The sequence below is a fragment of the Nocardia sp. FBN12 genome (assembly GCF_050320175.1).
GTDB lineage: Bacteria > Actinomycetota > Actinomycetes > Mycobacteriales > Mycobacteriaceae > Nocardia.
The window spans coordinates 1,443,348-1,467,523 of sequence record NZ_CP190048.1 but is presented as its reverse complement, the minus strand read 5'-3'; the positions used below and the strand labels follow the sequence as shown (position 1 = coordinate 1,467,523).

General features: G+C 63.9%; 23 protein-coding genes and 1 pseudogene. 8 read left to right on the top strand and 16 right to left on the bottom strand.

Going from position 1 to position 24,176, the window contains the following annotated elements:
- Positions 1-178 precede the first annotated feature (178 nt).
- Complete coding sequence (locus ACQHI0_RS07260) at positions 179-1,108, top strand: PDR/VanB family oxidoreductase (RefSeq protein WP_427907151.1); 930 nt, start codon at positions 179-181, stop codon at positions 1,106-1,108.
- A gap of 37 nt (positions 1,109-1,145) precedes the next feature.
- Entirely contained in the window at positions 1,146-2,012 is an 867-nt protein-coding gene (locus ACQHI0_RS07255; RefSeq protein WP_427907150.1) for an alpha/beta fold hydrolase, read from the top strand.
- 121 nt (positions 2,013-2,133) lie between these two features.
- Here ACQHI0_RS07255 and ACQHI0_RS07250 read toward each other — a convergent pair.
- From ACQHI0_RS07250 to ACQHI0_RS07240, 3 genes and pseudogenes are all read right to left on the bottom strand, one after another.
- Positions 2,134-2,321: pseudogene (locus ACQHI0_RS07250) on the bottom strand (glutathione-dependent formaldehyde dehydrogenase); the annotation flags it as partial.
- 80 nt (positions 2,322-2,401) lie between these two features.
- Positions 2,402-3,427 (bottom strand): magnesium and cobalt transport protein CorA, encoded by a 1,026-nt coding sequence (locus ACQHI0_RS07245; RefSeq protein WP_427907149.1) that lies wholly within the window; start codon positions 3,425-3,427, stop codon positions 2,402-2,404.
- Positions 3,428-3,576: 149 nt separating this feature from the next.
- Entirely contained in the window at positions 3,577-5,316 is a 1,740-nt protein-coding gene (locus ACQHI0_RS07240) for a CocE/NonD family hydrolase (protein ID WP_427907148.1), read from the bottom strand.
- A gap of 121 nt (positions 5,317-5,437) precedes the next feature.
- Here ACQHI0_RS07240 and ACQHI0_RS07235 point away from each other — a divergent pair, with 121 nt between their 5' ends.
- Positions 5,438-6,061: a TetR family transcriptional regulator gene (locus ACQHI0_RS07235; RefSeq protein ID WP_427907147.1), complete on the top strand. Its 624-nt coding sequence runs from the start codon at positions 5,438-5,440 to the stop codon at positions 6,059-6,061.
- 206 nt (positions 6,062-6,267) lie between these two features.
- On the opposite strand, the gene ACQHI0_RS07230 is transcribed toward ACQHI0_RS07235, so the two are convergent.
- The 8 genes from ACQHI0_RS07230 to ACQHI0_RS07195 all read right to left on the bottom strand — a co-directional run bounded on the left by ACQHI0_RS07230 (position 6,268) and on the right by ACQHI0_RS07195 (position 15,797).
- The gene (locus ACQHI0_RS07230; protein ID WP_427907146.1) at positions 6,268-7,680 is read right to left on the bottom strand and encodes an MmgE/PrpD family protein; all 1,413 of its coding nucleotides are present in this window, start codon (positions 7,678-7,680) and stop codon (positions 6,268-6,270) included.
- A gap of 31 nt (positions 7,681-7,711) precedes the next feature.
- Positions 7,712-8,914, bottom strand: a complete 1,203-nt coding sequence (locus tag ACQHI0_RS07225) for a flavin reductase (protein ID WP_427907145.1) — start codon at positions 8,912-8,914, stop codon at positions 7,712-7,714.
- On the bottom strand, positions 8,907-10,130 hold the full coding sequence (locus ACQHI0_RS07220) for a 3,4-dihydroxy-2-butanone-4-phosphate synthase (RefSeq protein WP_427907144.1): 1,224 nt from the start codon (positions 10,128-10,130) through the stop codon (positions 8,907-8,909). Before ACQHI0_RS07220 ends, ACQHI0_RS07225 begins: the two co-directional genes overlap by 8 nt.
- Entirely contained in the window at positions 10,127-10,531 is a 405-nt protein-coding gene (locus ACQHI0_RS07215; RefSeq protein WP_427907143.1) for a DUF4387 domain-containing protein, read from the bottom strand. Before ACQHI0_RS07215 ends, ACQHI0_RS07220 begins: the two co-directional genes overlap by 4 nt.
- Complete coding sequence (locus tag ACQHI0_RS07210) at positions 10,528-11,892, bottom strand: acyclic terpene utilization AtuA family protein (RefSeq protein ID WP_427907142.1); 1,365 nt, start codon at positions 11,890-11,892, stop codon at positions 10,528-10,530. Before ACQHI0_RS07210 ends, ACQHI0_RS07215 begins: the two co-directional genes overlap by 4 nt.
- Entirely contained in the window at positions 11,889-13,277 is a 1,389-nt protein-coding gene (locus tag ACQHI0_RS07205; protein ID WP_427907141.1) for an LLM class flavin-dependent oxidoreductase, read from the bottom strand. The genes ACQHI0_RS07210 and ACQHI0_RS07205 overlap by 4 nt, the downstream gene beginning before the upstream one ends.
- Positions 13,278-13,505: 228 nt before the next feature.
- Complete coding sequence (locus ACQHI0_RS07200; RefSeq protein WP_427907140.1) at positions 13,506-14,201, bottom strand: hypothetical protein; 696 nt, start codon at positions 14,199-14,201, stop codon at positions 13,506-13,508.
- Between the two features lie 162 nt (positions 14,202-14,363).
- Positions 14,364-15,797, bottom strand: coding sequence for an MFS transporter (locus ACQHI0_RS07195; RefSeq protein ID WP_427907139.1), 1,434 nt, complete (start codon positions 15,795-15,797; stop codon positions 14,364-14,366).
- A gap of 260 nt (positions 15,798-16,057) precedes the next feature.
- On the opposite strand from ACQHI0_RS07195, the gene ACQHI0_RS07190 reads away from it, so the two are divergent.
- Together ACQHI0_RS07190 and ACQHI0_RS07185 are read left to right on the top strand one after the other, a co-directional pair.
- Complete coding sequence (locus ACQHI0_RS07190) at positions 16,058-16,885, top strand: IclR family transcriptional regulator (RefSeq protein ID WP_427909104.1); 828 nt, start codon at positions 16,058-16,060, stop codon at positions 16,883-16,885.
- A gap of 246 nt (positions 16,886-17,131) precedes the next feature.
- The gene (locus ACQHI0_RS07185; RefSeq protein ID WP_427907138.1) at positions 17,132-17,362 is read left to right on the top strand and encodes a hypothetical protein; all 231 of its coding nucleotides are present in this window, start codon (positions 17,132-17,134) and stop codon (positions 17,360-17,362) included.
- 107 nt (positions 17,363-17,469) lie between these two features.
- Here ACQHI0_RS07185 and ACQHI0_RS07180 read toward each other — a convergent pair whose 3' ends face one another.
- The gene (locus ACQHI0_RS07180; protein WP_427907137.1) at positions 17,470-17,958 is read right to left on the bottom strand and encodes an NAD(P)/FAD-dependent oxidoreductase; all 489 of its coding nucleotides are present in this window, start codon (positions 17,956-17,958) and stop codon (positions 17,470-17,472) included.
- Positions 17,959-18,734: 776 nt separating this feature from the next.
- Between ACQHI0_RS07180 and ACQHI0_RS07175 the strand changes: the two genes are divergently transcribed.
- Positions 18,735-19,151, top strand: coding sequence for a hypothetical protein (locus ACQHI0_RS07175; protein WP_427907136.1), 417 nt, complete (start codon positions 18,735-18,737; stop codon positions 19,149-19,151).
- A gap of 129 nt (positions 19,152-19,280) precedes the next feature.
- Here the strand turns inward: ACQHI0_RS07175 and ACQHI0_RS07170 are convergent, their stop codons facing one another.
- From ACQHI0_RS07170 to ACQHI0_RS07160, 3 genes are all read right to left on the bottom strand, one after another.
- Positions 19,281-19,451 (bottom strand): HNH endonuclease, encoded by a 171-nt coding sequence (locus ACQHI0_RS07170; protein ID WP_427907135.1) that lies wholly within the window; start codon positions 19,449-19,451, stop codon positions 19,281-19,283.
- Positions 19,452-19,473: 22 nt separating this feature from the next.
- On the bottom strand, positions 19,474-19,746 hold the full coding sequence (locus ACQHI0_RS07165; RefSeq protein WP_427907134.1) for a TerD family protein: 273 nt from the start codon (positions 19,744-19,746) through the stop codon (positions 19,474-19,476).
- A gap of 251 nt (positions 19,747-19,997) precedes the next feature.
- A complete protein-coding gene (locus ACQHI0_RS07160; protein ID WP_427907133.1) occupies positions 19,998-20,291 on the bottom strand; it encodes a hypothetical protein in 294 nt (97 codons plus the stop codon).
- A 401-nt stretch (positions 20,292-20,692) separates the two neighbouring features.
- On the opposite strand from ACQHI0_RS07160, the gene ACQHI0_RS07155 reads away from it, so the two are divergent.
- Both ACQHI0_RS07155 and ACQHI0_RS07150 read left to right on the top strand, forming a co-directional pair.
- On the top strand, positions 20,693-21,886 hold the full coding sequence (locus tag ACQHI0_RS07155) for a hypothetical protein (RefSeq protein ID WP_427907132.1): 1,194 nt from the start codon (positions 20,693-20,695) through the stop codon (positions 21,884-21,886).
- Positions 21,883-23,250 carry a hypothetical protein gene (locus ACQHI0_RS07150; protein WP_427907131.1) on the top strand — a complete coding sequence of 456 codons (1,368 nt, stop codon included), beginning with the start codon at positions 21,883-21,885 and terminating at the stop codon, positions 23,248-23,250. The genes ACQHI0_RS07155 and ACQHI0_RS07150 overlap by 4 nt, the downstream gene beginning before the upstream one ends.
- Here ACQHI0_RS07150 and ACQHI0_RS07145 read toward each other — a convergent pair.
- Positions 23,247-24,158, bottom strand: coding sequence for a thermonuclease family protein (locus tag ACQHI0_RS07145; RefSeq protein WP_427907130.1), 912 nt, complete (start codon positions 24,156-24,158; stop codon positions 23,247-23,249). The two genes, ACQHI0_RS07150 and ACQHI0_RS07145, sit on opposite strands and share 4 nt — an antisense overlap.
- Positions 24,159-24,176 lie beyond the last annotated feature (18 nt).

Sequence of the window (24,176 nt, the reverse complement as noted above, 5' to 3'; positions counted from 1 at the left end):
TGGTGACTGGCATCACGTTCATGTGTAGAATAGAGCAGAATTATTTACACCGCAACCTCTAGTTCGGAGAGTGGCACCTATGCCGACATCACGCCTTCTCGGATTCCGCCGGCCCCGGGGCATGCTGAAACAGCCGGCGCCCCCCACCCCAGCAGTCGTTGCGCCGCAGCGACAGACAGTGGTTGTGCAGCACAAACAGCCGATCGCCGAGGACGTCGTCGCTCTCCGTCTGAAAACCATTGGGGGAAGCTCGCTCCCGCCGTGGACGGCCGGCGCGCATGTCGACCTCCACCTACCCGGAGGTAAGGTCCGCCAGTACTCGCTGTGCGGCGACCCCGCCGATCGCCACGGCTACGACCTGGCCGTACTGCGCGAACCGGAGGGGCGGGGTGGATCGGCCTTCATCCACGACCAGTTACAGATCGGCGACACCCTCGCTATTTCGCCGCCGCGCAATAATTTCGCTCTCGTCCCAGCGACGCGCTATTTGTTCATCGTCGGCGGAATCGGGATCACCCCGATCCTGCCCATGATCAACGAGGCCGACCGGCTCGGGACACCGTGGACACTGCACTACGGAGGCCGGACCGCGGCCGGTATGGCCTTCACGGAAACCCTGGCCACCTGCGGCGACCGAGTGAACCTGGTCACGGAGGACACCTCCGGATTTCTCGACCTCGACCGAATCCTCACGGCGAGCGCACCAGGCACACTGGTCTATGCCTGCGGGCCAGAGGGTTTGCTGCAAGCCCTCGATTCGCTCACCGACCGCCTGCCTCCAGGCGCCATCCACACCGAACGATTCCGGGCGGCACCGGCCGCCGAACCCGCAAGCTCTGCGGCCGAACTGACAGTGCACTGCGCGAAATCCGGTATCGAGGTAACAGTCGAGCCCGACCACAGCATCCTGGAGTCCCTCGAACGAGCCGGTATCGCGGTAGCCAGTTCCTGCCGCGACGGCATCTGCGGAACCTGCGAGACCAGCGTTCTCGACGGCGTTCCCGACCATCGCGACTCGGTGCTCTCCACGGCCGAACGAAACGCCGGCAACCGCATGCTGATCTGCGTATCACGCGCCGTGACCGGCCACCTGACCCTCGACATCTGACGTACGCGGCTGCGACTACTACCCGAATGGAAACCACATGACCACACAACATTCGATCGATCTGCCAGACCTCACTATGAGCTACCTCGAAGCCGGACCGGCCGACGGACCGCTGGCGATGGTCCTGCACGGCTTCCCCGACAGCCCCGCTTCGTGGAGCGATACGCTCGACGCGCTCGGTGACCTGGGCTACCGGGCTGTGGCACCGTGGCTGCGGGGCTACGCCCCCACCCAGATACCCGCGGACGGGCTATATCAAGGCGGCGCCTACGTTCGCGATATCGACCGACTCCATCGGGCCCTGGTCGGAGATCAGCGGGCGGTGCTGATCGGCCACGATATCGGCGCCGCGATCGCCTACGGTGCGGCCGCGTTCGATCCCGCGAAATGGGAACGCGTGGTGACGATCTCCGTGCCACCCGCCGCCGTTCTCGCGCAGATGATGGGCAGCTACACCCAACTACGACGGTCCTGGTACACCTTCCTGTTCCAGCACCCCGCCGCCGAGGCAATCATCGGCGTGGACGACGGCGCGTTCCTCGACCGGCTGTGGGAGGAATGGTCACCGGGATTCGCCCACCCAGCCGCCGTCGCCGCCGCGAAGGAGGCGCTACCCGATCCGGCGCACCTCACCGCCGCGCTCGGCTGGTACCGAGCCGGCTTCCACCCCGAACTCCACGATCCCGGCCTCACCACCGAGCAGCAGGCACTGACCGCCACACCCAGGCAACCCTGGCTGTACCTGCACGGCGAACACGACCAGTGTGTGGGGATCGAAGCCGCTGAGGCGACCGCACACAGCGCAGCCATCAGCGGCGCCGGACATTTCCCGCATCTCGAGCAGCCCGAGGACTTTCGCCGGCGTGTCAGCGAGTTCCTGAGCGCGGGCTCCGCCGCACCGTAGGCCGAACCACCGCTAACTGTGCACACCAGGTGTCGCCGAGTCGGCTGACCGCCGAAAATCCGGCGAGGCGTTCCCGACGCCACCTCTTCCACTCAGCCCGGCCGCATGGCGGGGTCGAGAACTATTTGACGGCCCCGCCGGTCTTCTGCTGAAACATCTCGTACGCCTCGGGTGCCGACGCGAGCGGAGCCGGTGGGTGGCAAAGCTTTCCACGCCGAGTGGGTGGTCGTCGCCCAGCAGCGCCATGATGTCTTCGGCCCATCGCTTGACGTCGGCCTGACCCATCCGGAGTTGGATCTGCTTGTCGAATTGGCAGTTCCCAGCGCGAAAGGGAATGAGCAGAGTCCGTCGACCGCTACTTGTGCCGGGTGCTCGCCAATCTCCGCAGCTCACAGCCAATGCCGCCACTTGAACACACCCCATAAACCGACCCCCAAACCGACCATGAGCGCGAGGGCGAACGGATAGCCCCACATCCAGTGCAGTTCGGGCATGTGGTCGAAGTTCATGCCATAGGTAGAGGCCACCAGTGTCGGGGTGAACAGAATCGCTGCCCAGGAGGAGATCTTCTTGACCTCCTCGCCCTGCTCGAAGGTGGCGTTCGACAAGCGTCGCATGGCATCGTTCTGTTCCAACGACACCAGCGTGGAATGAACGGTGAGCGCGTTGTTGAGCAGTGCCCGGCAGGACTCGACCCGTTCCGAAACCCGGATGGTGTGGTCGAGGACGTTGCGGAGCCGGTTCTGCACCTCGTTGTCGGTGCCGAACTTCTCGGCACCAGAGAGCAATCCACGCACGATAGCGGGCAGTGGTCCGATCGCCCGTTGAAAGGCGATCACCTGCTCGAGGAGCCGGTAGATCCGCTCCGACAATGCCGGATCGACATCGCCGTCGCTGAACAGGCTGTCCTCGACCTCGTCGATATCGGCTTCCACACCGGCGACGACCGGGGTGTCGCCGTCGACGATCTCGTCGAGGAACGCCGTCAGCATCGCTTCGGGCCCGATACTGAGGAACTGCGAGTCCGCTTCCAACGCGTCGCGGACCGTCGTCAGGTCCAGGCGTGCCTCGTGTCGCACGGTGATGACGAAGTTCGGCCCGACGAACAGATGCACCTCGCCGAACTCGACCCGTTCCTCGCCGTCGTCGTACCAAGCCGGTCGCAGCACCACGAACAACGTGTCGCCATACCGTTCGAGCTTGGCACGCTGATGCCCCTTCCGGGCGTCCTCGACCGCGAGCGGGTGCAACCCGAATGTCGCCGCGACCGACTCGAGATCGACCGGATCAGGATCGGTCAGGCCGATCCAACCCACCGCGCCCGATTGCCGCATCGCCTCGACGGCATCCTGAAGATCGCATGGATTCCCGATGCGGCGTCCGTCGAGGTAGATACGACCATCGATCGCCGTCATCGGCGGACACTCCTTCAACGTGGCGGTCAGCGGGATCCGTGACGCTCGGCGCTCTCGGGTGCGCCGAGCGTGACGGGGTTTCAGTATCAGCGTGCGCGAGTGTGGGAGCGGTGATGACGCACCGCAGCATCGGCGATCCCCGTCCGGTCTCAGGCGCGGTCGATGGGCAGTTGTAGGTAGGAAGGGTGTTCGCCGCCGGTGTGGATGACGTGCACACCGGTGTTGGCGCCGGTGTATTCGCCGATCGCCGGCATCAGTGTGCCCAGAAGGTTTCGCGAGCTGATGACGAAGCGGAGTTGTTCGCCGGGGTGGAACGCGAGGCCGATCGGGAACAGGTCGATCTCGATGTCGACGATCTGGCCGTCCGAGAGCTTCTCGACGCGGTCGAAGCTGTGCGCGGGTACCTGCTCGGTCGACAGATCCTCGTCGAGGTGACGAGCCGACACTCGCAGCCGCCCGTCGGAGCCCTTGTACCGCAAGATCGTGGCACCGTGATCGGTGAGGTCATGGATGCGCGCGCTCTGATTCGGCACGGTGAACTGCTGCAGCGGCGTGCCATAGGCGTCGAGCTTCTGGACGAGCACGAACAAGTCCATGTCGTCGGAGCCACGCGCCTCGACCCGCAGGTGAGCCTTTGGGTAACCGACCAGCACGGTCTCCTGGTCGAAGCGGGTGATGAACGAGACAGCGTTCGGATTGGATTCGACGTCGTAGCTGACCGCCAGCTCCTCGGCCGGAGCATCGGTGGTCAAGCTCCGCGAGCGGCCGTCGAGGTAGTACTTCGTCGAGCTGACACCGCTCGGCGGGAATTCGTCTGCGGGGATGTTGATTCGGTCGCCACCGGCGAGGTCGAGGATCGAGTAGCGGACCCGCGGCGTAGCTTCCCAGCCGTTGTCCTCGCCCCTGAGGTAGTGGTCGAAGAAGCGTCGCAGGTCGTCTCGGTTCGCTTCGTCGTAGTAGTCGGGCCACTCCTGACTGTTGTGGATGCGCAGCCACTTCTGTTCGGACGCGATCCGGCGCCAGGCGCGGAATGTGCCCGCGGTGTGCAAGGTATTGGAGTAGCTGGCCACGATGTAGGCGGGCACCGTGATCTGGTCGAAGTCCGGGATCTTGTTCTCCCACAACGGGTTCATCAGCGGGTAGCGCTCGGCTTCGCCGATGATGTCCTCTTTCTGGTTGTTGCCGAAGAAGCTGCCTTCCTGGAGTTGGCGGGCGAATCCGGTGTCGGGCATGCCGCCGCGCATCACCAGGTCGCGGTAGACATCGCTGACGCCTTCCCAGGGGTTGATCGCGGCCAGGTGCGGAGGCTGCTCGGCGGCGGTGAACCACTGCGATACCGCGAGGTAGGAGGTGCCGCTCATCCCCACTTTGCCTGTGCACCAATCCTGTTCGGCCAGCCACTCGATCAGGTCGTAGCAGTCACGGCCCTCCTGGCGATCCCACAGCACGCTGTCGCCCTCGGAGTCGACGATTCCGCGGATGTCGGGGTTGCAGATGGCGTAGCCCTGCGCGCACCAGTAGGCCGGGTCCGGGCCTTCGAACTTCGCGAGCCCGGAGACGATCCCGTTGTCGAGGCCGACCAGTCCGAAGACTCCCATCACGCTCAACGAGGTGCCCTGCCCCTTGCCGTACGGGCTCCACGCCACGATCACCGGTACCTGCTCCGCACCAGCGGGACGGAACACGTCGACGTGGATGGTGACGCCGTCGCGGAGCTGTACGGCGACGTCCTTGTCGAGCACGACATCGACCGGCAGGGCGCAGAACTGGGGCGCGATCTGGAAGCCCGCGTTCAAGGTTCGGGTGCCGGGCTCGAAGTCGGTCAGCACGCCTCGTCGGGGGGCGGGTAGCGGGTGGGACGGGATGTACATCTTCAGGTCTTCGCTCATTGTGTGTGCCTCTCACCTGCGGGGATGGAGAGATCCGGATGGGGTCTCGATTTCCGAGCGTACGACCGCTACGATAAAAACTCAACAGGCGTTTATAAAAAACCGAGGTGACATCAGGAACATGGCAGTGGACAAGGACTCGACGGACAAGGACTCAACCCACAAGGCGCGCCGCGGCCGACGGCCGGGGACCGGCAGCACGCGCCGAACCGTGCTCGACGCCGCGCGCGCCCGATTCGCCAGTGACGGGTTCGCATCGACCACGATCCGGAGCATCGCCGCCGATGCCGGGGTCGATGCGTCGCAGGTGATGCAGTTCTTCCGTTCCAAGGACGAGCTCTTCGCCGCCGTCATGGCCGTCCCGCCGTCGGCTCTCGAGCGGTTCGACACAGCCTTCGAAGGCCCTGACGAGCACCTCGGCGAGCGAGTCGTGCGCGCCTACCTGCAGGCATGGGAGGCACCGGCCGAGGAATCCGAGCCTCTGATGGCAATGCTGCGCAGCGCGATCGTCAACGAACAAGCCAAAGAGCAACTACGTGACTTCATCCAGTTCCGGCTCGTGGAAGGCACCAGCGCCCACAACGATCCAGACGCCGCGCTGCGAGCTGGTCTGGCGGCATCGATGCTCGTCGGCATCGTCACCAGCCGTCAAATCATCGGCGTACCGACGTTGGTCGCCGAAGACATCGAAAGCCTCGTCAAAGTCGTTGCCCCAGCAATTCAATTGATCCTGACGTCGACATAGCTGTTCGCGTCGCCTCGGGCCGGTCGATCCTGTTCGAGATGCTCAGCAATCCGCGTTGCAGAACCCGCGCGGTCGGGCTCGTCATCAGGCGGGCGCGAGCATTGCAACGCACGAACTCCCCTGGGCAGCGCATCTGGCTCAAACCGCGGGCGCCATACCCCGACCAAGTTCGAGGTATGGCTTTGGTGCCGCCGATTCGGCGGAGTTCAATGCGGCGGTGTCGGGATGACGGCGGCGGCGAGGAGTGCGGAAATGTCGTCGAGATTTTCGAGTTCATCGACGAGTTTGATCAAATGAGGTCCCCGGCTTTCCGGGATTGCCCGGCGGGTGTTGTCGAGGAACTTGGTGATGACCGCGGTGTCGGACAGAGGGTTCTGGGACGTCCCCAGACTATCGGTGATGGCGTGGTGCAGGACTCGTCCGTCGGTCAGGTGTGCGGTGACAGCGCCGGAGAAGTGGGCCGGGAAGTCGGTGTTGCTGTCGGGAATACAGCGGATCTTGTTCGCGATGGCCAGTGTGAGCGGTTCATCGAGAGGCAGGTCGTAGAAGGTGGTGAGGTCGACGGATCGCCCGGCCAAGACGGAAGCGACAACGTACTGAACGCTGAACAGTGCGTCGTAGATAGTTGTGGGGGCGATTTTGCGTTCGTGGGGTTCAGCGACGAGCGGAATCAGAGCCGGGGCGATCGGGCAGTCGATGTGATCGATCTGCTCGGGTGAGATGCGGTCGGAGCCGAGTTCATCGAGCAGTGCGAGGGCGGCGTCGGCGAATGCGTGGGTGAAGTGGCAGCAGGGATAGGGTTTCAACGCGATGTCGAGGGTCATCCATCGGGCGCCGAGGTCGTGCAAACCCAGCGCTTGGGCGTCGACAGTTTCGCCGAGATGGCTTGCGAACAGCCCCCCTGCGCCTTCGAAGACGGTCGCCGGGCCACGGAAGCCTGCCTCTGCGAGTGTTACGGCGATGATGCCGGAGTGCGCAGCCCATCCGGGGTGCATGCGTTTGAGCCAGGATTCGTGGAGCTCGAGGATCCCGGCGGCCTGACTTCCGCACAGTCCCAGGGCGTTGGTCAACGTCTCCGCGGAGGCGCCGCGGAGTTTGGCCGCGACGCACGCTGCGGCGAAGGTGCCTGCGATGCCGGTGGGGTGGAATCCTCGGGCATGGAATTTGCCCGCGCCCGCGGCGGCGATCCGGCAACCGACTTCGAGACCGATGATGTAGGCGAGCAGGAACGATTCACCGTCGGCTCGTTCAGCATCGCCGACTGCCAGCGCAGCTGCCAGCGCGGGCGCGGTCGGGTGGTAGATCGCTCCGATATGGGTGTCATCGAAGTCCAGGCCATGGATGAGGGTGCCGTTGGCCAGGGCAGCGGAGGCGGCCGGCAGCGGAGTGCCGAAGCCCAGCACTCGGCTTTCATCGCCCGCGCCGAGACGTGTGGCGGCCTGGTGAACTGCGTGTCCGTAGTCCATGCCGGTGGAGGCCAACGCCAGCCCCAGCGCGTCGAGCAGGTGGGTTTTGGCTGTCGATCGGACGGATTCGGGGATGTCGCCGAATCGCAATCCGATCACGGCGGCGGCCAGTTGTGGTGCGAGCGCCTGTGCGGCGTTTTCGTCGGTGGTCATTCTGTCCTCTGAGGTGGTGTGGCGGTTGTGGCTACGGTGAATTGGTGTTCATGGCGCTGACTGTGTCGGCGAGTTGGAGTAGGTCAGGGGCGAAATCGGCGAGCGGGCGTGCTTGGCCGGAGGCGTCTGCGAGGGTGAGCCCGAGGGAGACCTGTCCGTTGACCGTGAACGTTGGCGCCCACAGACTCACGACATTGGGCTGGCGTTCATCGCGACGGTTCACGGCTACGGATTGAACGAAATGCATGGGGTCGATGCCGAGGTGTCTGAGGCCGTCGCGGTCTTGTGCGGACGGTTCCTCACCGGGGCCAGGCCGGTGGTTGATCAGTGTTTCGACTTGCGAGTGCACCCAGTCCAGTCCGAGGCAGTACCGCTGCTCGCGGATCAGTTCCAGCGCTTGGCGATAGCGGTCCTTCTGCTGCGGTGATTCGACATCGCTGAGCCATGTCTCGATACGGTCCGGTGCGGCGAAAGCCATCCACCAGATTCCGATGGGGGCGCTGACCGGCAGTCGCTGCCCGACGGCAGCGGGAGTGGACCGCGGATCGGTGAATGTTCCGGCCGTGGCGAGAACGGTGAGTTCGGCGCCGTCGCAGTATGCTGCGCCGACCTGGAGGCCGCGACGGTGGGCAAGCTCCTCCATGAGCGGGCGCGCCCGGTCGACCAACTGCAGTTGGGTGGCGAATCTGACATCGCGCAGTGCCAGCGATTGGGAGGCGAAACGGCCATAGCCACCTTGGAAGAACAGCAGCGGCAGGCTGTGACGTTCGCTGTGCAGGTCGCGAACCCGGCCGACGACGATGAGGTGATCACCGGCTTCGTATTCGGTGTCGAGATCGCAGTCGATCCAGGCCAGCGCGTCGTCGAGGATCGGTGCGCCCGAGGACGCCGGGCGCCAGCTCAGCCCAGCGAATTTGTCGGCGGCGGTCGTCGCGAACGACCTGCAGATGTGTTCTTGGTCGGCGGCGAGGACATTGACGCAGAACCGCCCGGTTTCCCTGATTTTGGGCCAGCTTTGCGATGTCGAGGCCGGCATGAACGCCACCAGCGGTGGGTCCAAGGAGACAGAGGTGAACGAACCCACGGCTAGTCCCACGGTGGAACCGTCGGTAGCGATCCCGGTCACCACCGACACACCGGTCGGGTATTGGCCGAGGACGCGGCGGAACTCGCGTGTATCGAGGGCGCGATTGGTCTCGGCCGGTGGTAGTGCTGTCGGGGTGTGATCAGGCATGAGCGAAATCTCCGGGGAGGGGCATGGGTGTCACCGTGATCGGAGTTGACACGCGCTGTCGGGACTGAGTGTTCGGATGAATCTCGACCGGCGGATGACTAACGATCCGCAACCCGTGCTCGGCCAGAGCACGGGTTGCGTCAGTGCTGGTTGACAGCAACCACACAGCTGTCACCTGGAGATCGGACAAGATGTGGGCTGCATTGAAGTAGTCGAAGCGGTCCGTCAGGTCGCCCGAAGCCGGGCAGCCATCGATCGCATCGCGTGTGCCGGTGCCCGGGTCCGTCTGGTCGTTGAGTCGGCGTTGGTGCGCGCGCAGGTATATCACTGCGCCGCGTCCGTGTTCGGCGATGGTGGACATGGCGTCGTGCAGTTGTTCGGCACAGCCACACCGCCGCGATCCGAAGACGTCACCGGTGACACATTCGGCATGCACGTGTACCGGCACCGCGGCTGCGGTGGACAGATCGCCGAGGACAAAGGCGACGTGCTCGGCGTGGTTGGCGAGGTCGCGGTAGCCGATCGCGGTGAATTCGCCATGCGGGGTCGGGATTCGGGCTGCTGCCTCGCGACCGATGTTGGGCTCGGTTCGTCGACGGTGCGCGATGATGTCGGCGATGGCGATCACCGCCAGGTCGTGCTCGCGCGCAAAGTCGCCTACGGCGGGCCCGCATGTCAGGCCGGCATCGTCGTCATCGACGAGTTCACACAACACCCCGACCGGCTCCAAACCGGCAAGGCGGCACAAATCGCTGGCCGCGGCTGGCGGTTCCGGTCGGTCGAGGACACCTCCGCTCGAAACACGCACCGGCTGGACATGACCGGGGCGAGTCAGTTGGTGGGCGGTGAGGGCCGGATCGGCGAGCGCCGCGAGCGTGCCTGCTCGATCGTGCGCCGATATCCCGGTCCCGGTCTGAGCTGCGAGATCACAGGTCACGGTGAATGCCGCGGCGAAGGACGCGGCGGGGCCGTCCGGTGCCATCGCGGGCAGGTCGAGAAGGTCGGCACGGTCCTGGGTCAACGCTGCGCATACCAGTCCGCTGGTATGCCGGATCATGAATGCCAGCGCCTCAGGGGTTGCGAACTGCGCAGCCAGGACCAAGGTCGCCCGGGTGCGGCGGTCGTTGTCGTCGACCACCAGAACCGTTCGGCCGCGTCGCAGTTCGGCACATGCCGTCGAGACCGTGCTACTTGGGACTGCGTCGCTGGTGCTCATCGGGCGTCCGCCGCATGCTGAACGTCTGCACCGCCGCGCCGACTGGTCGGGATCGCCAGAGCCAGCAGCGGCGCGTGTTGTTGGGCGCCGAAGGTGTCGGATTCGTCCACACTGCCCTGATATCCGCTGCGCACGATGGTGAGTTTGAATGCGAGCGCGGGTTCGAAGAACGCGCAGTAGGTGATCGCGGTTTCGTCGATCCCGTACAGTTCAGCCATCCGAGCCGGGGTCAGGACACCGCTGTCACGTACCAGCGCGTAAGTGGCCGCTTCGGAGAACATCACGTCGAAAGTCAATTCGAACGGCCCGGCATTCTTGCTTCGGATGACTTGCGCGAGATCCTTCAGTGCCGTCGTTGCTGCGGATGCGTCCGTGGGGTGAACCGGCATGGGGGCGTTCATGATGCACCTATCGTCGATCGGGTCACGGGAAAAAGGTCCAAACCCCGGGCCTGCATCACGTGGTAGACGCTGAACTGACTGACCGGTCCGATCGAGTTGTCCATCGGATTCAGCGGCAGTGCCAGATTTCCCGCGGTGGCCAATTGCCCGGGATACGGCAGATGCAGGACCCCGATGCGAGCCAGCGTGCAGATGGTTTTCGCCAACTCTGCGGTAGGGGCGGTCACCTCGCCGAGAATCCCGACTTCGTGCGGGATCTGGGTGGCCGTTTCCAGATCTCCCATCACCGCGTCTCGGCCGTACACGTGAAAACTCAACCGGGCTTCGCCGGAGACGAGTTCGGGATGCATAGCACCGAGATAGCTCTTCACCTTGGCAAGAAGAGTGTCGAGCTGCCCGATCAGGATCGGGTCGCGGACCCCACCGATGAACACCGCGCGCTCACCAACGACCTTGGCGCCTTCCAGTTTGAGACTGGGCTGTTCAGCGTCGATATGGCGGCTTCCGGTGACCCGGACGGTCCGCTCGTCCACGGCCGTATAGCGGCAATCGCGGACATCGAGAACACCGTCCGGCCCGGGAAGCAGGTCCGGACGGCTCTTCTCATACAGGGTGTGCGCGGCGACCGACAACGGCGTGCATGCCTGGTTGGGGCTCATCGGGGTCAGTTCGAACGCGTCCTCGTACAGGGTGGCGAGCACACCACCACCCTTCGGTTCCGCGCACGCTCCGCCACACTCCAGGATTTTGCCGCTGTGCCAAGCGATTCCGGGCTGCCCGCCGCGGCTCATGCTCCACGCCGCGTGCGGGGCCGGATCGTAGGCCCGTCCGGCGATGATCACGTCGAACGGCTCGTCCCCGGTGATCACCGTGGTGAACGGATCGGCGCCCATCTGGGCGACCAGCGCGACGGTGGCGTCGATGTCGCCGGGGGTGGGCATCTCACCGCGGACGTTGGCGGCTACCTGGTTGTCGGCCAGTCGCTGCGTCAGCACATCTTTTCCGATGTCGGCGTAGATCACGGCCAACCGCAACTGGAAACCTTCTTCGGCCACGATTGCCTTGACGAGCTCGACCATGGAGTCGACCTGGGCGTTGGTGCCCGCACCCCCGGCGGAGCTGATGATCAGCGGAACGCGGTAACGGTGAACAGCTTGTAGCAGCGGGCGCAGATCTCGCAGGTAGGCGGCATCGGGCACCAGTGTGGCCCCGGTGCCGAGCAGATAGGGACCTGGATCGGTGGACCCGGAATCCACGACGATCGCATCGACGCCGTGTTCGAGGCAGTCCCAGAAGTCCTGTTCAGGAAAGCCGTATCCCAACATCCCGGTGGGAGTGAGGATCCGGGTCAACGGTGTCATGCCGACACCTGCGCGGGGCGGCCGGTTGCCGATTCCGAGGTTCGGCGAGTGGGGATGGACAGCCCCAGATTCTCGCGGAGTGTTGCCCCGGCGTAGTCACGCTTGACCAAGCCGCGGCGCTGAAGCACCGGAACTACCAGTCTCGCGAAATCCTCATACGAACCAGGGACCTCCCCCGCAGCGAGAACGAAACCATCGCAACAGGTGTCGAACCATTCTTCCATCTGATCGGCAACTTGCTCGGGGGTGCCGATGAACATTCCGCCCTCGTCGAGGGTGCCGCGTCCGGAGTATCGAACGAAGTCGGCCACGCTCGGGTTCGGTGTGCCGCTGGCGGTGAGTACGCGGTCGCGCAGGCCCTGCCAGGACATCTTGGCGAGCTCGTCGTCGGTGAAGGGTTGGTCCACCGGTCGGTCGCCGAAGTCGACATTGAGCGTCTCGCAGAGCAACGCCAAGCCGTCGGCTTGCGTCGCCAACCCGCGCAGCACACGTTCCTTCTCCGCGACCTGTTCCGGTGTCTCCGCGACGATGACGCCAACTGCTGGGGTGACCGACACCTGTCCGGGATCGCGTCCGGCATCGGCGACGGCTTGCTTGATCTTCCGGTACTGCGCAGCACCGAGGTCCTTGTTCTTGAACGCCGTGAACACCACGTCTGCCCATCGACCGGCGAAGGACATTCCGCGACCGCTCGAACCCGCTTGTAGTAGCACGGGGTGTCCCTGCGGGGATTGCGGGACGGTGAAAGTGCCATCGACGGTGAAGAACTCACCGGAATAGTCGGTGCGGTGGACCTTGGCAGGGTCGGCGAATCGGCCGGTGCTCTTATCCATGATGAGCGCGTCGTGCTCCCACGCGGTCCACATCTGGGTGACGATCTCCAGGAATTCGTCGGCACGGTCGTAGCGTTCGTCGTGCCCTAAATGCGTGGCTCGACCGAAATTGGCCGCTTCGGAGTCATTGAGGGAGGTCACAATGTTCCACGCGACTCGCCCGCGGCTCATCTGATCGAGCGTGGCGAACAGTCGGGCGACGTGAAACGGCTCGTAGTAGGTCGTGGAGTATGTCGCTCCCAACCCCAGATGGGTCGTCGCCATGGCCATTGCCATCAGGACGACCGTCGGATCCATTTTCACCGAACGAATGCCGTTGCACACCGCGAGATCCGGGCTTCGGCCATAGATCTCAGGCATTGCCAACCGATCATCGAAGAAGGCCATGTCGAAACGCGCAGCCTCCAACGTGCGAGCGATCCGCTGAAAATAGTCGGGCGTCAGAAAGTCGCTCATCGAGCGCGGATGACGCCATGACCCGACATAGTTCGAGCAATTCTGCGCCTGCAGGAACGCAATGAGACTCATTGACCTGGAGATAGAGGACACCATTGTCTGCCTTCACTATTGTGTGACGCGATCGATCGATCACCGATCGCTATGAGGACTGTCACCAACTACACTCGAACCCGAAAACACCTGCAAGCTAACTTGCAGCATTTGAAAGTAAGGACTCGATGCCAGCGTGCCGTCCGCCACGGCACTTTGCCCCACCGATCCCGGTGCGGCGACCCAGAGAGGCCTCCGCACCGGGATCGTGGGTACACCGGTGCTGCAGCCCTATTTGGCCGGCTTCGGAGCAGGCTGGTTGATGGTGGTGAAGTACTGCGCCGCGGCTGCGATCGCAATCGGAACGGACACCAGCAGCGTTCCCGCGATCGTGCCGAGAGGCGCGAGGGCTACGATTCCGCCGATGCAGCCGATCGCGGCGGCCGGGATGAATGCCCCGAACAGCCCGATGATCGCCGCGGAGGCGACGGTCGCTCCGGCGATACCACCGAGCACACATCCCACGGCGGCGCCGCCGAGCGCTCCCGCCGCGGCGCCGATGGTCCCACCCATCTGCATGGTGGTGACCATCCTGCTCCAGGCAGCTTGCTCGCGCTCGTATTCGCTCTTCCACGGCGCTTGGTTCTCGAAGGGCAGCGCGACCGGGGCGTAGACAGCGTTCTCACGATCGAACTTCGGGGTGAGGGTCGCTGTGCGTGAATTGATGTCGGCGGCGATGGGGAAGACGAAGTCGTCGACCCGGAAGGACAACTCGGTGCCTGCCAGAACTGTGCCGTCGGGCGCCTTGATTTTGAAAATATCATCCTCCACCGCCAACGACCCAGCGTCGGTGGTAATAATTGTTGACGATTCCGTCGTGCGACTTGTATAGCCGACACGCGCCGGTTCAGGAGCCGCATTCGCCGTCACGGCCGTCATTCCCAAGGCGGACACGAGCAGCGCGCCAACAACGGTGATATTCTTCATAGAATTTCCTTCAGATTGTGTTTTCTACGGTTCCGAGGCTGCTCGACTGCATCCTCGATGGTCGATGGAGTCATTAGTTCAGCGACTAATCGAATATTCCAGCTTTCGATAGAATTAGGCGATCGACCTCGCCACAACTGTTGCCGGTCCTGGACCAGGTTTCTATTCCATTGCCTTGACGGGTACGCCGGCATGTGGGCGGCCATCCTGCGCGGCCGAGGGAGCGATTTCCTCGAGTGCGCGGCCTTTCGTGTTCTCGCCGAACAATCCGAAAGCGGCACCGCTGATAATCGCAAAGAGGGCTGTGGCTACCAATACGGCTTGGAACCCCAGGCCCGCGAGAAGTGCGGCAACCACCATTCCTCCACCAATGCCGGCCAGTCGGCCGATCCCGTTCGCCATTCCCGCGCCGATACCTCGCAGCGACGTCGGGAAAATCTCAGGAAGGTAGGTGTACAACGTTGCGGTACTTGTTTGCAGGAACATTGTGACAACGAATCCCGCGGCGATGAGCACTGCGCCGGAGTCGGTGTAGGCAAATGTCAGCATTCCGGCCGCGATGACGACACTCAAGAGTGCGCCGATGTATTTCCGTTCGAAGCGATCGATGAACGGCACCGCGGCCAGCGCGCCCAGAATGGGCGCCAGAGACAAGATCGAGGTGACCCCGAGTGCACTCTTCGTCGAATACCCGTGCTCGGTCAGCAGAGTCGGCACCCAGGAGTTGAAGCCGAACAGACTCAGGATCCCGAAGGACATCACCACCGATGCCACCACCACTGCCCGGCGAGAGTAGCTGTCCTTGAGCAGATCACTCAGACCGCGTTGCGGCTCGGCTGGGAACTCCACCGGTTCCGGCAGGACCGTGCCGGAACGACGAATCGCTTCGTCCTCGAGGCGGCGAACCAGTCCCTCGGCCTCCGAACCGCGGCCGTTCAGCTCGAGCCAGCGAACAGACTCGGGAAGAAGAAATTGCGCAAAAACCGCAGAGATTACACCCAGGACGGGCAACAGAAGGAGCCATCGCCACGCAGACTCGTCGAGGGGAACGATAAACCGGGCAGCCCAGGCCATGACCGGCACACCCAGAAGACCGACAGCCAACAACAGAGATTGGTTTCGTCCCCGCGACGCTTTGGGGAACATCTCGGTGACATAAACAATCAGCGCACCTGTCAGCGCTTGCAGCCCGACCCCGGTCAACAGGCGGCACAGGCCCAGAGTGGCGAAGTTCGGTGCGATCGCGCATCCCACAGTGAAAACCGAATACAGCACTGTGGCGCCGATGATCATCTTCTTGCGACCGATACGATCCGAAATCCTCCCCCCCACCAGTGCACCGATGAACATTCCGAGGAAGGAGATACTCGTCAGGACACCCACATCAGAGATCGACAAACCCCACTCTTTGCGAATAGCCGGCGCCGCGTAAGCGAGGACATGGACATCAGCAACATCCCAAAGAAAAAGAGAGCCCAGGATTACCATCCAGATCTTATGTGATCGCGTCGAAGCGGGAAGCCGGTCGAGCCGACTTGAGAGCGACGGAGATGTATCCGAGCCATCTGGCGACGCGAGGCCATCGCTATGGTTCATGTGATCGAAACCTTCTCTTTATCGTCGACCACGGCACAAACAGCGCTGGAAGCAGTCGTTACCGACGCGGCCAACCGCCACATTCGAAGTGCCGGACTCGAGACGAATTCCGGGCGCCGCAGCGCGAGGAAGTTCGTATGCGGTTCACCGGCTAGGACTAGATTGGCCGGCTGAGAGCCACTATGGACAGCGGTGACGCGAACCACAATGGCGAGTAACATCATATGAAACCAACAGCGCAGAAATATGGGGTGAGCAGCATGAATGCCGGCGAAGACGTGGCAACCGAGAACGCCGCGCGAGTGCTGCATGTGCTGGAGACCCTGGCCGGCATGGAGCAACCGGCAAGCCTGCTCGCGATCGCCGGAGCGTGTGATCTTCCGAAGATGAAGACCTTCCGAGCCCTCCAAGCTCTTCAGCACCGCGGATACATCGATCACACCGGGCGCAGCGGCTACCGAATCGGAACTCGCTCAGTGGCATTGGGATCGCTGATCGGCCCACGCCCCGCTCTTCAGCAATACGCCCGCCCGGTTCTCAAGCGGCTGGCCACGGCGACCGGAGAGCCGGTAGCGCTCCACCTGAGAAGCGGATCGCACAGAGTGCTGATTCTGGCCGTGACCCCACGCGGCGAGATACCGGCCGGGTTTCCAGTGATTGTGCCCCTCGGGGAACGATCACCGCTGACTTCCGGATGCAGCGGCACTGCTATCCTCGCGTACCTACCCGCCGCTGAGGCCGAACACATCATCGAATCCAGGTCACGTGGGACCAGGCGACCAACCGTGAGGCAGTTGGACCGGGTGAGGGCCGACGGATTCGCTATGTCATTCGAAGAAAACCATCAGGGAATGAACGGGATCGGCGCCCCGGTCTTGGACCCACTGGATAGTTCGCCCCTCGGCTCGCTCACTGTCGCCGGTTCCGCGACCCATCTGAATGAGCGAGTGTTACGAAGTTTCGCGCCAGATCTTATCCGTGCCTGTGCCGACTTGGCGCCTCAAATGGCGCGCTTACTCGGCCCGAACGCGTCCGCGCCCTACCCAGCGCTCAATGTATCGGTTCAGCATCTCCTCGATGACGTGTAAAGCTCAGTGCGACTACCAACGCCTGCAGCGGTCCCGAGTCGTCGATCGTCACCGTGGCGGGCGGGCTGTCGGTGCGGGATTTGGCATGGGTGTTCGACCAGCTCGCACCGGCTTCGACACCTACGAAACCGAGTTCGCGTGGTCATCGTCTTGGCGGACGCGCAGTCCAAGACTTCCAGTGCAATGGGCCTCCCTTACACGCTCCGCCAAAGAGGTACCAGGACCGGGCCTCTGGCGAGGCAACGGATGGACTTCCTGCTGTTGTTCAGCGATCGTCAGCGCGTTGTGATCGAGCTCGACGGCCGCCAGCATTATGCCGATGACCGCGGCCTAGCTGACCCGATACATCGTTCACTGGATGACGACGACAAGTTGATTGTCGTACCCGCCGATAGGGAGCACGTGGACGACGCGGTGATCGCAGCCGCCGTCGCCTTTCAGGAAATCGAAGGTCGGTATCGCATCGTCCGGGAATAGGGACCTGCCCGGCCTGCTCGGAGCCTCATCGGGAGTCGTCCCAGTTGCGTCGCGGAGACGTCCTCTACCCGGACACCGCGCAACCCGAAGGGCAGTTGCCTGTTCGGTCACCGGCAAGCGGTGGGAATCGCTGCGACAGCTTGCTGCACGTCCCGCTCGAGGAGGAAGTGGTTCAGCGCGATACCGGCTTTCGTCCCGGCGCCTGCGGCATTGATCAATTGGGCAGGTGGACCGACGAATGCGACCGCTCTCGGAACGATCTGGCCGTCTGCAAGTTCGATACCGTGTAGCTGGTGGTCCTGCACTACCAGGCCGGCGATCTCGCCTTCGGCGATGCGGATCCCTCGGGCGGTCAACCTGGTGCGTTCCTCGACGGCCAAGGTAATCCGGTTCGGGAAGAAGACCACGTCCGAGGACCACTGCCGCACCAGCGAAGCCTGGTGAATCGTGAATGGCCGGTTGTCGCCGCCGAGCACCGCGAGTGGCATGTCACGCACCTCGTACCCGTGGCAGTACGGACAGTGCAGGACATCGACGCCCCATCGCTCCCGCAGGCCAGAGACCTCGGGCAACTCGTCGCGCAACCCTGTCGCCACGACAACGCCACGGGCTGTGAGATCGGGGCTGCCATCGCACCGGACGACGAATCCTCGGTTCCCGAGTTGCTCGATCGCTGTCGCCCGAGCCTGTACTACCCGCCCGCCATACCGGATTACCTCGTCCCTGCCGATCGCGAGCATCTGCGCTGGGGTCATTCCGTCCCGAGTTGATTCGCGTTGATTCCGGTCAAAAGTGTGGGGTTTCTGTGTGGCGCTTTCCGAGCCCGCACCCATGGCGCGGCATGGACTCGTCGATGTTCAGGCGTGCGCTGGGTCCGCCCGGATCGGTATTCACCCAACCCGGTGCTATGAGCAGCAACGTGCGCGGGTCGTCGCCGTGCCGCGCGGCGAAGCTGAGCATCAGCTGGTTCAGGGCGGACTTGCTGGCCCCGTGCTCCCTGGTCGGGAAGGCCACCACGGAAGATCTGGCGGGGCGGCCGGCGAGGGGCTCAAGCCGAACGGGCTCTTCGCGGTACTCGTGCAGCGTCGGTTCGCCGACCCCACCCTGCCGGTACCACCCCGAATCGCGGACCCGCGGTGAGGCTTTCGGGGACCGGCCTTCCGGTCGCCAGCGGTGACATCTCGATGATCGCACCCCGGCAGCTGCGTCGCCCGCTCGGATCGGGGTATTCCACGGAGTGAAGGGCGGTGACGCCGGGTCGCTGTGCACCGTGGCATCACGATCGTCGGTCCGCTCATCGGCTCGACTCGCACGCGGCCAGCGGGCGGGCGGCACCACACGTATACCGGTGTAACCGGATTCGGAGACTGTCATGATTGTTTTCCTCGGCCTGGTCCTGCTCATCGCCGCGGTGGTGATCGGCACGGCGGGCGTGCTGAGCAACAGCGGACCCGCCCACACGCTCAGCGACGACTTCAGCCTGCTCGGCTACCACATCACCGCAACGTCGGGCACGTTGTTCCTGTGGGCAGTCGTGCTCGGAGCCCTCGGCATGCTCGGCCTTGTCCTACTCACCGCCGGCGCGCACCGTTCGTCGCAGCGCCTGCGACAGACCAAGGCCGATCTTCGGCTCGCCCGTCGCACCGGCACGAGCGGGCGGACCTTCCGTTCTTCGGCCGAACCGAAGGAGAAGGGGACCGTGCTCGCGAAGACACCGCGTAGTGCGAGCGCACGCCGCACCTGGCGACATCCCTTCGGTGACCGCTCCGCCGACGCCGTGACGCACTGACCCGACCGCACGGAATCGTCCTCGGCACCCACCGACACATTGCCTACGTGGCCAACCGCGAGACCGGTAGCGTCCACGCGATCGACATCCGTTCCCGGACACTGACAGCCACCGTGAAGCTAGAACCGGTCAGATCCGCGCGCCCTTCTCGAGATTGCATCGACGGCACAAGATTTGGAGGTTTCCGACGCTCGTTGCGCCACCTCGACTAAGTGGGATGACGTGATCGAATTCGAGGTAGTGGGCATCGCCGCATTGACAACACCGACCGCCGTCTCGTTGCCAAACCTCGGATTTCACATCCGGCGGTATAGATCGGGTATCACGTTGTCCAGGAGCGAGAACCAGTCGCTTCGCGATCCGCAACGCTCCTTCCAACACCGCTGCAACAGTGCTGGGTCGCGTTGTAGAACACGAAATCGTCGTTCGTCCGGATCTTTCCGTTCTCGGCCAGGAGAAGCGCTTGCGGATCGACGTCGTACTGGGATTCCCACGTCAGGGTCACCGCCACCGTCGATGCGGTGACCGCAGCGTTTTCACCTCTGGAGAGCTTCACGCCGTGCACACCGTTCTTGCAGCGAATTCCGTTACGCACAACGCCTTCCCGGAGCGGATGTGGCTACAACTCAGTCAGCCTGCCCGCCGCGTTACTTCAGCAGTCGAACTCAGGAGCGTAGGGCCTCTTGAGCGATGGGTGGTGTTCCTCCCCGCCGACGAGGAACAGACGGCGATACGCGTGCTCTACCGTGGCGTGAAGTTGCGTCCCGTTCATGCGTTCCCGTTCATGCGGCCAGTACCCACGGACTGACGATGCCGGATGCCCTGGGCAGTAACGGGATACGCAGACTACGGAAGAAGCCCGTCGAGCGCGGCCTGATACTGCGGAATCAAGGTCTCGTCGATCGGGCTCGGCCCATCACGCTTGAAGCGCAGCACGATCGAGCCGTTCCTGTAAATCAGAGAGGATTTCGACATGACGGTTGCGTACTTCTCCGCAGCCGCTTCGCCACCGAACTGGTACACCGAAACCGGATCAATCGCAATCATCTGCGAACACCCCAGATCTGCGCATCCAGCTACCTTGGTGCGGTCCGCGCGCCCCGTAGCAGGAAGGCCCGCAGCCTCCATCGCATCGACCACAGCAGCAGCGGTAGTGGCTGCGGGCGGAAGCGAGGATCTCACCACAGACGTCGTTGATGCCCCAGCGGACACCACCACCGAAGGAGTTACAAACACGCCGTCTTGACCGGCGCCACTGCATGCACCCAACCCAGCCGCCAAAGCTGCGATGCATCCAGCAACAGCTACGCGCCTCACAACTGTTCTCCTAGCATGGCCGGTCTTCTGAACGGTGCCCTGGTCGACGAATAGTACCGTCCTGCAAAGCATTCCGACCTTGTCGAACTCGGACTCCTCCAGGAGTGATGCATGAGGTAGGCATCGTTCGTTCCGTGACCCCGCGAGCACCCTCGCCCCTGTCTCGTCCCGAGTTCGTTCAGATCCGCCAGTACTTGTCGGGCCGTCTCGCTAATGTCACGCTCATGGACGCGGTGCAGGTACAGAAGAAGCTCGAGCTCTCTCCCGATGAGGACTTCATCCTCACCGCGTGGCAGTACCAGATGATGCAGCGCGACATCGCCGCGTCGAAGGGCAAGCACCTTCCGTCCAAGCGCGAAATCCGTAACTCCTTTCGCGACAATGCCGTTGCGGCCATCGTGGCGCGCGACCAGGACGACTGGTCGCCCGCTGTCGCAGAAGTCGTTCACCAGATCGCCGCGGATGGTGAGTCTCCGAATCTCGAGGCACTCGAGTCAGCTGGGCCCCAGATCTCCTCGGTCGTGGCGAGACGGTCACGGGCTCTGCTTCTGCTGATCGATCTGTATGGGTTCGAGCCGTGGGTGGAGGGCAAGTGGGACAAGGCTGTCCGCGCCGAAGCTCTCGCCGCCGCCCATCGGTCGATGGATCAACTCCATCCCGAAGACCTCCCTGCTGTGGAAAACGCATACAAGGACGCGATCAAGAAGCTGTCGAAGGCAAGTAACTGGACCAAGTACGCGCTCTTGGCTGGAGCCGGTCTCGGACTCGGTGTCCTGACCGGCGGCCTCGCCGCACCAGCAATCGCCGGCGCGTACGGAGCGCTTGTTCTCGGATATTCGGGCGCGGTGGCCACTTCGGCGGGCCTGGCCGCGATCGGCGGCGGTTCCATCGCTGCCGGTGGTCTCGGCATGGCCGGTGGTGCCGCCCTCATCACCGGCTTCAGCGGCGCCGCAGGAGTCGGGGCAGTCACGCTCGCGGGTAAGGCTGCCGGGTTCACGGCCGCTCGCATCGCCGCCGACGCCATCCGAATCCACGTCGTGACCCAGCTCGTGCTGCGCGATGTCGACGGCAACGAAGAGGCAGCCAAGGCTGTCATTGTCAGTCTCCGCGAGCGCGTGACAAGCCTGGGCAAGACCGTCGTGACTCTCGCCGAGCGAATCGAAATCCTTCGTGCGCAGCTCGAGACAAAGCAGGCAGAGTTGAACGCGGAGCGGGATCGACGCCAGGCGGCCGAAGATCGCGTCGCTCGCTTCCGGATCGTCGCTGACCGGCTCAAGGAGCGTGTCACCGGACCGGAGAATGATGAACTTCAGGCCTTGCTTGCCGAACTCGAGGATCTGGAGGGTGAGAAGAAGACCGTGGAGACCCTTGCTCAGGGGGTATCTGTCCTCGCTGACGACCTCGAGGAAGCAGCGTGAGCGCCAAAGGCGGCAATTCGAGCGACCGGGTCTCGCCGATCGATGACGACTATGTCGGCAACTTGGACGCGCTCACACGCGACCTCGATGCCATTGAATCGATTGCTGCATCGGCACTTTCGGACAAACAAATAGACCACACGGCCACGCAGCGCGTCGTGAGCACCTCGACTGGCCTCACCTATTCCGAACTCACTGCCCACCATCGGCAGCGTCGCGAAGTCGAGGGATGGGGTGAGGCCGACATCGCCGACATCCTCGACCCGATCGCACTGCACCAACTCGATGGGTGGCGGGCGGCCCAAAGGGTTCCGTGGGAACGCGGCGACCTGGTCGTCGTGGGTGTCTCAGGGCTCATCGGCGCACTCGGAAACCTCTACGACAGCCAGGTAGACGCCGCGGTACTCAGCGGCCTGTCCTTATTGAAGAAGACTGACCTGCTGCGCCGGTGGGAGAGGCAGACCGCCCGACTGCCCATCGATTACACCGGCCCGAAATTCGGCGGTCCGGCACATCGCGTTCGGTCGGCCGGCCACGACATAGGGCGGTTCTTCGCCGCCCTCAATCAGATCCGCACGGGAACCTTCGAAGGCACGTGGTGGGAAGACGGACAGCGGATGGTCGAGAAGGTTGCGACAACTCGCTCCGGTCTACCGTTCGCGCAAGCGCCCGAGCGCCACCTCGCAGTCGCGCTTCTGTTGAAACACTGGGCCGCCGATTTTGTCACCCCGATGAACTTGCCGCTGGCGGGCTGGACACTTCTCGGCGAGATGTCCAACCCTGACCTGCGAAAATTCGCCAACGACGCGTACGCCGGAACGAACTCCGGCGACGGATTGAACCTTCGCTCCGGAATGCTGACCCCGGGCCTAGGGATGCTCGCGACCGAGGTCGTCATCCGAACCCACACCCACCTCGGGGCCTACCGTTGCACGGGCTCGGCACGGCTGGCGACTTCCGCAGCGGCCAAACACACAGAGATGCTGCTCGCCGCGCACGCCGCAGCCGGAGCGATCAGTCTGTCGAAGACCACCGCAGCCGCGATTGCTGGTGAAACCGTCGTCGCCGCTCGACATCTCAACATTCCTGTCCTCATGCGGATCGGCATGCTCGCGCTGAAAGTCCGCTCCGACGCCGCGGCCCGTGCAGAAGCTGGAGCACCGTCGTGGGAACAGTTGCTCGCTGACGAAGCGGCGACTTGGACCCTGCCCGAGGCGCTCACCATCGCGGATCTTTTGGCAAACTCGGTTGGTCCGTCGGCCGCCGACGAATCAGTGGAAGTGTATGGCCAGGCTCGGCCGAGTGGTCAGCACGATCCAGGAGTCGACCTGCGTTCGGCGGGCTGGCCAAGGCCGATTCTCTAGCCGTTGGCGTCGCATCCGATGCCATCGCCATCCCTGTCGAGCCGATGCGGATCTCCGGGCGCAACAGCGACAGGCCCCGGATAGTCGCTGCAGTCGGTATCGGGGCCCATTCGCTGATTCGGAAGACCAGTCTGCGCAGGTGGCTGCCAAGAAGGCTTCGGCGGCGGTGGCAGCGGCGTCGTCAGTGGCGGTGGCGGCGGCGGCGGCGCATTCTGCGGGGCTGGTGTCGGCGGCTGAGTGGTCACCATCTCCTGTGCACGGTCTCCGAATGCCGGGCATGTCCCCCACCCGCCTGCGTTCGTTGCTCGCGCGGTCGGCTCCGCAGCGCTGATCAGCGACCAGTGTTTGTCGTTTGGTTGGTACAGGACCGCCTCGGCATGACCGGACTGCACCAGCGACAGGTTGACGAACTCGCCTCGGGGATCCCACATGTACAGCAAGTATCGGCCGTACCGATCACGCAACTCCTGATCGCGTTGCACCCACACCGTTGACCCGACCGGTGCGAGGCGAGTGAGTTCCGCGGTCGCTTCCGGGCCGAAACACTGGACCGGCGTGTTCGGATCCTTTGTCTCCGGCGCGTTGATCTCGAGCAGTCGAACGTCGACCGTGCTGGTGGAATCCAATGCCGGGCCCGCTGTCACGGCGGCTACCGCGAGCGTATCGCCATCGACAATGCGCCGAACCACGGCCCGCTGCGCGTCAGCCGGCACCCCCGTCGGTGCGATGGCAATACCTTCATTCGACTGTCCGGAGGTGGTGCTCGCATCGTCGGATTCGACTGTGGGAGAGACGAACTGTGCTGATGGAGTGACGGTCGTAACCGGCGCAAAGCTGGTGCTCTCGGAAACCGACGAACGCTCCTGGTCCGGGGCCAGCCCGATGCCGATACCTGCCAGCGCGGCCACACCCGCGACAGCGAGGAC